The 2,626-nt window shown below is 59.2% G+C and carries 2 protein-coding genes; both read right to left on the reverse strand.

What is annotated here, in order from left to right; genetic code table 11:
- Positions 1-115: 115 nt before the first annotated feature.
- Entirely contained in the window at positions 116-904 is a 789-nt protein-coding gene (locus IRZ24_RS19170; RefSeq protein ID WP_297168002.1) for an RAMP superfamily CRISPR-associated protein, read from the reverse strand.
- A partial coding sequence (locus IRZ24_RS19175) for a hypothetical protein (RefSeq protein WP_297168005.1) occupies positions 888-2,626 on the reverse strand: 1,739 nt, incomplete at its 5' end. The genes IRZ24_RS19170 and IRZ24_RS19175, both read right to left, overlap by 17 nt.

Below are 2,626 nucleotides of genomic sequence, written 5' to 3' on the forward strand. Positions count from 1 at the left end.
AGGCTACCAGCCAGGCTCGTGCCAGGCAGGTAGTCCAGGCAACCAAAGCCAGAGGGGGCATGATCAGCGCGAATGGCCAGCGGTGCGCGGGCTTGCAGCTGCAGGGCGAAAGCTTTCATTCTTCATCCTCCTGCGCCGTCGAATAGTACATCAGTTCGTCGAGACGCGCCAGCCAGCCGCGCCATTCTTCGGGAGGATACTCCTCACCGTTGATTTCCAGACGCAGCACATCGCAGCGACAACGTCCCTTACCAGTTGACTTGTTGGCTCCGAGTCGCTCGACCAGATGCAGGCCCGCGAGCAGGAGCAGCAGTGAGTAGGTTGGGCTACGCGGTCTCTCATCAAGAGGCAGACAGGTCAGCCAGCCGCGAATCGTGCCGTGGAAAGTCAGATGGCGCCGACCAAACTCGCTAGTATAGAGGGCACCAGGGACCGCCGTGCGCGTGAGGCGCCGCAGACGCACCTGGATATAGGGGGTTACCAGAGCTTCGGGGGACTCTTGCACCCCCTCTGTTGTGGATGCTGTTTCTGCAGTCGAAGCCGCCTCTGAGGCTGCCGAGAGGCGAGCGTTGTCAAAGAAGAGCGTTCCGGGCAGCATCTGCGAGCCGAAGATACGTGTGATCATGCTGACGCGTGACCCGAGGCCGCGCAGGGCCAGCTCATCATCGTGCGGAGTAGCCATGAGCTGGTACATTTCAGCCAGCTCTTCGTAGGTGCGGGCCAGTTGCTCGCAGCGTTCGCGGACGGCCCCCTTAAAGGTAGCCCCGGGTACGTAGAGCCAGCCCTGCTGATCACGCGCTACTGTACGATCGACCAATCCCCGGCGGAAGCCAGTCCCAAAATGGAAGGGAGTAAGGAAGGTTAAGCTGTAATCGATCGACAGGCGGTCAGTCCTCGCTTTCACGCTCGCCCTCCTGTGCGGCTACAAAATCGTAGAGTTCGACCAGGTCAAGCAGAGGGGTCAGGTAAATCTCTCGTCCCGACTGGCCTGGGGCCTGTAGATGCGACCAGGGGAAGATCACTCGCGGGAACCCCTGGATGTTGCCGGCACCTTTTGCTGGCTGGCCATTCTGGAGGAGATAGCGCTGATTGAACCCATAGAGCCATCTCAGCAGAAACTCGCGCTCTTGGTCGCGGCAGCCCTGCAAAGCCGCCAGGGCCTCGAGCACGGTACTGGTCCGGTTCATTTTGAGAATAGCCTCGCGTAGCTGATGCAACTTAGAGCGCGGAAAACCCAGGCGCTTCGCCTCGCGAATAGCTTGTAGTAGATCTTCCAGCTCGGGGAGCCGATAGGGGCGCAACGTGGCACGGAATTCGGCGTTGGCCTCATGCCTGCAGTAGGCGGTCTTGTAGAGATAGTCGAATTCGTGAGTACTGGCGCCAGCGACAACTAGGAAATTGATGCGCGTGTCGTCGCCATCTCCAGCGTCACGCCACTGGTCCAGACGAGCCTGCTTCTTAGCGAATCTGAGCGCATTCTCTGCCAAATCGTGCAGCAGGCCGAACGGATACTTCAGAGGGGCAAAAACTACTCCCACTGAGAGCGTGCCCTGCTGCTCATGAGCCTCCGCGCGGAAGACACGGGCCACCTCCAGCGCCACGCTAAGAGCACGATCGCCGCTGGTCAGCAGCATCAGGTCGTCACCGCCGAGCAGAAGCACGTCGAAAGGGAAGAAATAACCATCTTTTTGCGGTTGACCACCTTGTTCCGCCTGGCCATTTTCCTCGTCCTCTTCAGCGAGCAGGCCACTGACGTGGACCGGAGAAAGGTACCTGGCAACAGCGGAGGCCAGGGCCTTGTAGATGGCATCGTCGATGCTCCTGGCAAATTTTTCGATTTCGCCAAGAGTGGAGAGTTTTTCAATCCGGCTGCCCATGCCGTTGCCATCAGCATAGATCAGACCAAGGTAATCTCTGATGCTGCCTCGACCGGCACTGGCGACGAAGCAGAGGGTATCGATATCTCGCGGGCGCTTTGGCACGATTGGCTTGCCATCTTCCAGAAAGTAATCAGGCGCTATTCTATTTAAGCGATAGATCAGGTTGGCCCAGAGTACTGCTCGCTTCGCCTCCTCGTCAGAGCCGGGGCTCACCTCCTGGGGCCTGGCTGCCATTCTCTCAATACTTTTCTTGATCTGAGCATCCTCTCTTCTTTTCTGAAGGCAGACAGAGCAGTAACGCTGTTCTTCCCCCCGAGGCTCTCTCCAGGGGCTTTGCCCGGTAGCATATGCAAGGCCGCAGGAGTCGCAGAGCTGGAGCAGCGGATGGGATGGCAGGGCCACGATGGCCGGTGGGCACTCCTTGGCGCGGCGCAGCTTGTAGCGCAGCAGATCAAGCTGCTGGTGCAGGTTAGCCTGCTCAAGATCTTGCTCAGTTAGCTCCGCTGGCAGCCGTTGCACAGCACCAGTGACAGTAGCCCCACCCCGGGTTTCTTCACGGTATTTTGCCTGAACCCGTCTTACGAACTCCTCGGCTTTGTCCTCGGCTAGCAGGAAGAGGCCTGAGCCGCCATTGGCATAGACCACCTGCGCGTTGGGATCGAGATCCCTGGCGATGGCTCCCATGATCTCACGGTTGAGTCGGTCGAGGATAGAGCTGGCACCCCGGATCTCTCTCAGACGATCAG

This window comes from Thermogemmatispora sp. (genome assembly GCF_019683755.1).
Classification (GTDB): domain Bacteria; phylum Chloroflexota; class Ktedonobacteria; order Ktedonobacterales; family Ktedonobacteraceae; genus Thermogemmatispora.